At 38.7% G+C, this 6,479-nt stretch carries 6 protein-coding genes; 5 read left to right on the plus strand and 1 reads right to left on the minus strand.

Going from position 1 to position 6,479, the window contains the following annotated elements; genetic code table 11:
* Positions 1-867, minus strand: an 867-nt coding sequence (locus tag QUH73_RS20415; protein WP_289532300.1) for an IS110 family transposase, incomplete at its 3' end; no start/stop codon positions are given.
* 448 nt (positions 868-1,315) lie between these two features.
* Here QUH73_RS20415 and QUH73_RS20420 point away from each other — a divergent pair.
* From QUH73_RS20420 to QUH73_RS20440, 5 genes are all read left to right on the plus strand, one after another.
* Positions 1,316-2,461, plus strand: coding sequence for a DEAD/DEAH box helicase (locus QUH73_RS20420; RefSeq protein WP_289532301.1), 1,146 nt, complete (start codon positions 1,316-1,318; stop codon positions 2,459-2,461).
* A gap of 54 nt (positions 2,462-2,515) precedes the next feature.
* On the plus strand, positions 2,516-4,723 hold the full coding sequence (locus tag QUH73_RS20425; protein WP_289532302.1) for a B12-binding domain-containing radical SAM protein: 2,208 nt from the start codon (positions 2,516-2,518) through the stop codon (positions 4,721-4,723).
* Between the two features lie 142 nt (positions 4,724-4,865).
* A complete protein-coding gene (locus tag QUH73_RS20430; RefSeq protein ID WP_124994250.1) occupies positions 4,866-5,114 on the plus strand; it encodes a VF530 family DNA-binding protein in 249 nt (82 codons plus the stop codon).
* A gap of 32 nt (positions 5,115-5,146) precedes the next feature.
* A complete protein-coding gene (locus QUH73_RS20435) occupies positions 5,147-5,779 on the plus strand; it encodes a class I SAM-dependent methyltransferase (RefSeq protein ID WP_289532303.1) in 633 nt (210 codons plus the stop codon).
* A 140-nt stretch (positions 5,780-5,919) separates the two neighbouring features.
* Entirely contained in the window at positions 5,920-6,384 is a 465-nt protein-coding gene (locus QUH73_RS20440) for a hypothetical protein (protein ID WP_289532304.1), read from the plus strand.
* The last annotated feature ends 95 nt before the right edge of the window (positions 6,385-6,479 follow it).

The following is a 6,479-nucleotide window of genomic DNA, read 5'->3' on the forward strand; positions in this document are numbered from 1 at the left end:
AAAACCTTGTTTTCCGATCCCGATTTCAGGGGGGCAACATGATCCGGAATATCCAATATGCGAATTGCCTTTTTTTGATATCCTGGATTTTCCTTTCCATTTGCCTGATTCCCGTATCTGAACATCGTAACCGGCATAGCTACTTAGTTGTTTTATACTGAAAATATTGGCGAAACCCAACGTCTCAGCTATGACAGTTACGATTGTGATTTTACTCAACCCTGGGACTGTTGAAATCTTTTTAACTTTTTGAGCCATATAATTATCCTTACTAACAGTCTTTTCCAGTTCCTTTTCAATGGCGCAAATCTGCTTGTCAAGGTATTTTATGTGATTGCGCATTCGGGTTAATGTTGTACGCAAAGGATCTGCTGTGTGCATTTCTGCATGTAATTGATTTTTGCAACGTGTCCTTTCTTTTATTAACTGCTGTCTTTCCCGAATTAATGTTCGGAGAGTCCTGTAAATTTTTGAACTTAAACTCCACTTTAAAAGTGAACGTTCAACTCCCATTTGACCTAAGATCTTTGAATCTACTTTATCAGTCTTTGACTTGATATTTAAACTCTCTGCAAACTTTTTGACTTTATTGGGTAAGAGGACATGAACAATATGGTCCAACTCCCACAAGTGATAGGCCAACGATTCGTAATAAACTCCAGTAGCTTCCATCGTAAAATGTAAAGGTGCCGTTTGATCAGACAACTTACATAGCCATTGCATTAAAGACTCAAATCCTTGCTTATTGTTCTTGAAACTTTTTGTTCTTAAGTGTTTTAACACCTGCCCCTTTAAAAGAACTGTTAAGGTGGCTACAAAAGAATCTTTAGCTACATCAATGCCTACATTCTGTTTAAGTACATCCATAATATTAAAGTTTTAGGGAATCTCTCCACAGTTTTCTCTCGTCTTTTTACACGAGGTTACAATAGAAGTGTACCTCTAAATACTTAGTCCAAACTTGAAAGAAGATAGAAGACAAGAGCGGATTCTCTGTGACGGTATCGGACTTGACGTACCTGAACACGAAAGTAATCTTGCCTTCTCCCATTTATATTACTAAACTACAAAATCAGTAATTAAATGAGTCTTGATTGTTATTAATACAAACGCACGAGAGCACGAAGAAACACAGAGAAAAAAACAATTCATTGTATTTCGGCATGTAATACTTTTGTGGCCTTTGCACTTACTATTATTATGGTTTTTTTAAGCCCCTTTAGGGGTTTGGGGGTAAGAAATAGGTAGTTGAGCTTTATTTCCCTTATCTTTGTCGGCGGAAACAAATCCGTACTAATAATCAGAACAAAAATATATGTCGTTTGCATCTTTAGGATTATCTTCATCTTTACTAAAAGCTCTGTCCGATCAAAATTACAACGAAGCCTACCCTATTCAAAAAGAGGCAATTCCTGCCATTTTAAAAAAGAAAGATGTTTTAGGTATTGCTCAAACCGGCTCAGGTAAAACGGCCAGTTATGTCTTGCCAATATTAACCAATCTTCAGGGAGGAAGTATTTCTAAGAACAGATATATCAAGACATTGGTATTGGTGCCTACCCGCGAATTGGCCATGCAGGTTTTGGAAGTCTTTCAACAGTTTTCATCCGCCCTCGCCGATCCCATTAAATGCCTGGCCGTACACGGTGGGGTTTCTATCAATCCGCAGATGAAGGCGATGAATAATGTGGATGTTTTGGTTGCCACTCCAGGTCGTTTATTGGAATTGGTAGATTCGAATGCAGTACACTTATCGGAAATTGAAGCATTGGTACTGGATGAAGCTGATAAAATGCTGAATTTGGGTTTTAAAGATGAGATGAACCGCATATTTGCTTTATTGCCTAAAAAACGTCAGAATCTTTTGTTCTCGGCTACTTTAAGCGATGATGTAAACAACGTAAACCAGATTCTTTTGAATGAACCAGTGGTTATAAAAATAGAGGCTGAAGAAAATACGCTTGATTTAATCGATCAGATAGCCTACTCGGTTAGCGAAGAAAAAAAAGGGCCGTTGCTTCGGTATATCATTAAGAAAAACAATTTGGAGCAGGTTCTTGTATTTGTATCATCGGCACACCGGGCTGATGCCGTTGCCTACAAACTAAGCAAAAATGGCATTCAGGCTACCAGTACACACAGCAAGAAAAGTCAGGGAGCACGAACTGAAAATCTACGCAAGTTTAAAACCGGCAAGCTTCGTGTTTTGGTTGCCACCGATTTATTGACCCGTGGTATTGATATCGAATTTTTACCTTATGTGGTAAATTACGATTTGCCTCGATCTCCTAAAGATTACATTCACCGAATTGGTAGAACAGGTCGTGCAGAATCGCCGGGAGAAGCCATTTCGTTTGTTGCCGAAGAAGATGAACACCACTTTCAAGTGATTCAGAAAAAAATGAAAATAAGGCTGAATCTGATCCAAAGCAAAGATCTTGATCTTAAGAATAATAAATAGAAGCTTGTTATAGAAAACAAGTATACCAACAACGAATTTATAAAACGCATTCACGTGAAAGACCTTTTTCTGGTAACTCCACCTTTTACTCAATTAAATACTCCTTATCCGGCAACGGCTTACTTAAAGGGGTTTTTAAATGAGAAAAACAGATCCTCCTTTCAAATGGATTTGGGTATTGAAGTTATTCTGGAGCTTTTTTCCAAAGATGGTTTATCGAAAATTTTCGAAATCGCTTTTCGGCAAGAGCAGATTATTTCGGAAAATGCATCAAGAATCTACGCCCTTCGAGAGCATTATTTATTGGCAATAAACGATGTGGTTTCTTTTCTGCAAGGAAAAAATCAGACTCTGGCACGACAAATATGCACCGAGAATTTTCTGCCGCAAGCCTCGCGCTTCAATCAGGTGGAAGATCTGGAATGGGCATTTGGTTTAATGGGAATGCAAGACAAAGCCAAGCATTTAGCGACTCTTTTTCTGGAAGATTTGTCGGATTTTATTACCGAATGCATCGATGAGAATTTTGGCTTTAGCCGATATGCCGAACGATTGGGCCGAAGCGCATCTACCTTCGACCAATTGCAGGGGCATTTGCAGGAAGAGTTAAGCTATATCGATGAGTTAAGCATTAAAATACTGGCTAAGCAAGTAAACATCCAAAATCCTAAATTGGTTTGCTTTTCGGTTCCTTTCCCCGGAAATTTATACAGTGCCTTTCGTTGTGCTCAGTTCATTAAAAAAGAGTATCCTGCCATTAAAATTGTAATGGGCGGCGGATTTCCAAATACCGAATTAAGAAGTTTGACCGACCCCAGAGTCTTCGATTTCGTTGACTATATTACATTGGACGACGGTGAACTGCCTTTGGAACTTCTGGCGAATCATGTACTGAATCCGGTTAACGAAACACCTGCATTAAAACGAACTTTTGAACGGATAAACGGCAAAGTAAAATACAACAATTCTTCTCCCATTCAGGATTACAAACAGCATGAATTGGGCACACCCGACTACTCCGATCTTTTGCTCGATAAATACATTTCGGTAATTGAGATTGCCAACCCTATGCACAGTTTGTGGAGCGATGGACGATGGAACAAATTAACCATGGCTCACGGTTGTTACTGGGGCAAATGTACCTTTTGCGATGGTTCGTTAAATTACATCAAATCTTTCGAACCCATTGCGGCCAAAGTGCTGGCCGACAGAATTGAGAAAATTGTGGCACAAACCGGAGAAAAAGGCTTTCATTTTGTTGATGAAGCAGCACCTCCGGCATTGATGAAGGCTCTTGCCATCGAGATCATTAAACGCAAACTTAACATTACCTGGTGGACCAATGTCCGATTCGAAAAAAGCTTTACAAAAGATCTTTGTTTGTTGCTGAAAGCTTCGGGTTGCATTGCTGTTTCGGGCGGACTGGAAGTTGCCTCCGATCGATTGTTAAAATTGATCAATAAAGGAGTCACTCTAAAACAGGTAGCTCAGGTTACCAACAATTTTACCGAAACAGGAATTATGGTTCATGCCTATTTGATGTATGGATTTCCGTCGCAAACGGTGCAGGAAACCATCGACAGTCTGGAAGTGGTTCGGCAAATATTCGAATTGGGGATTGTGCAATCGGCCTTTTGGCATCAGTTTGCACTTACAGCTCACAGTCCTGTTGGGCTAAATCCATCAGCTTACGGCATTACGCCCGAGTACAAAGCTATTTCGTTCGCCAATAACGACATTCAATTTACCGACAAAACGGGAATCGATCACGATCTGTTTAGCTACGGATTAAAAAAATCGCTCTACAATTACATGCACGGACTGGGCTTTGAAATTCCTTTGCAGGATTGGTTCGACGATGTACCATCTGGTTTTAGAATTCCGAAAACCAGTATCAGACAGGATTTTATTCAAAATTGTCTGGAAGCTTTCGAATACATCACTCCAAAAGATTCAGCAAAACCAATATGGCTGGGAGGCGTACCGGAAATAGTGACCATTACGAAATCGAAAAAAGGCCGAAGTTGGAAACTATCCAAAATGTGTTTTCATGAAAAAACAGAAAGTTTTGAAATATCGCTCGAAAAAGAAAAAGGAGATTGGTTGCTTGATGTACTGAAAAAAATATCCGTAAAGGAAGAAAACACACTTAGTTTGGTGGCTTTAAAAGCCGACTTTGAGAATCATTTTGAAGATTTTGAATTGTTTTGGTATTCGAAACCAATGAATCAATTACGGGAACATTCTTTGCTGATTTTATAAAAGTAATTCCCCACCCCAAACCCCTAAAGGGGCTTAAAAACAACAGTTTGGGAAATAGTCCCCTTCAGGGGATTTAGGGGTAAAAAAGTAAAGAATAATTATAAATTATTAATTCACAATTAGTAATTAGCAAATAGTTAATATGGAATCAAACGAAAATAGTACAACCAACAGAGAGCAGGTAAATAATCCCTTGCACGGCGTTAAACTGTCTGATATATTGGAATTTTTGGTGGCCTATTATGGCTGGGAAGAATTGGGAAGCATGATTAAAATAAACTGCTTTACCAGCGATCCTTCCATTAAATCGAGTCTGAAATTTCTGAGAAAAACACCATGGGCCCGCGAAAAAGTGGAAGGTCTTTATCTGAAATGCGTACGGAAACACTAAACACAGCACTAATCCAATAAAATCCATAAAAAATGCAACACAAATGTCCTCTTTGTAACAACAGTGCGAAGCTTTTTTATGCAGACAAGAATCGTATTCATTACCAATGCAGTATCTGTTTTGGAATATTTGCCGATGCAAACTCAAGACCTGGCCAAGATGTTGAAAAAAAGCATTATCAGCAACACAATAACGACATTGATGACAAGGGCTATCAGAAGTTCGTCTCCCCCATTACCAATTCCGTTCGCCGGGATTTTACTGCAAATCATAAAGGTCTGGATTTTGGTGCAGGTACAGGTCCTGTAATATCTAAAGTGCTGACAGATCATGGTTTTTCCATTGTACCATACGATCCTTACTTTCACAACTACCCCGATTTACTGAAAGAGCAATACGATTACATCGCCTCCTGCGAGGTGATTGAACATTTCTATAATCCGCACAAGGAATTTCGCTTGCTGAAAAAAATGCTGAAACCCCAGGGAAAGTTGTACTGCATGACCCATCTTTACAACGAAAGCATCGATTTCGCAAATTGGTACTACAAAAACGATCCCACTCACGTATTCATCTATCAAAAAGAAACATTTGAGTGGATTCAGAAAGAATTTGGATTTTCTGATGTTTGTATTAAAGACCGGTTAATTACATTTTCTGTCTAAATTAAATCTGCTAATAAATATTTCTTGTCCTGTTGCTTTACAATGAAAAGCCCATCTGGATTGAAGACAAAAATATCAAACTCTGTTGCACATATTATGAATAGATTAATTACCTTTTCAGAACAATTAATTCGAAGGCTATGATCTTACAATACACAACAGGAAAACTACCTCCCAATTTCTTTATGCTAGGTGTTATTTTATTGATGCTGGGTATAATGGCCGCAATCATGTCCGAATTTGCCGGCCTTATTGCTATACCTCTGTCTATCCCCTTACTATTTATCCGAACAGGCATTTTAATTGATACCAAAGAGAAACGGATCAAAAAATACATTGGTCTGTTTGCCTGCAAAACAGGAAAATGGGAAAGTATCGCCCAAATTCACCACCTTCAAATTATTCGGGTACAACAAACAACAGGAATGGCAGTGCTCTCTATCACCAGAAATGAAACCAATATTGTTTACAAACTGTTGGCCGTTCTGCCCAATGAAAACATCGAACTTTTATCAGGAGAAGGCCGGTTTATTAGTGAAGCAGCAAGCGATATTTCAAGCCAATTGAATACAGACGTTTTAGAACCTGCAAGCGGCATTAAATAAAAGCATTGCAGATAAATCCCTGATGAGTACTTATACCAATTTAATCAGTTTACGGCTGGCAAAATAAACAGCTAAAAAGTAAAGTGGAATAATTA

It is taken from the genome of Labilibaculum sp. K2S, assembly GCF_030372765.1.
Taxonomy (GTDB): domain Bacteria; phylum Bacteroidota; class Bacteroidia; order Bacteroidales; family Marinifilaceae; genus Labilibaculum.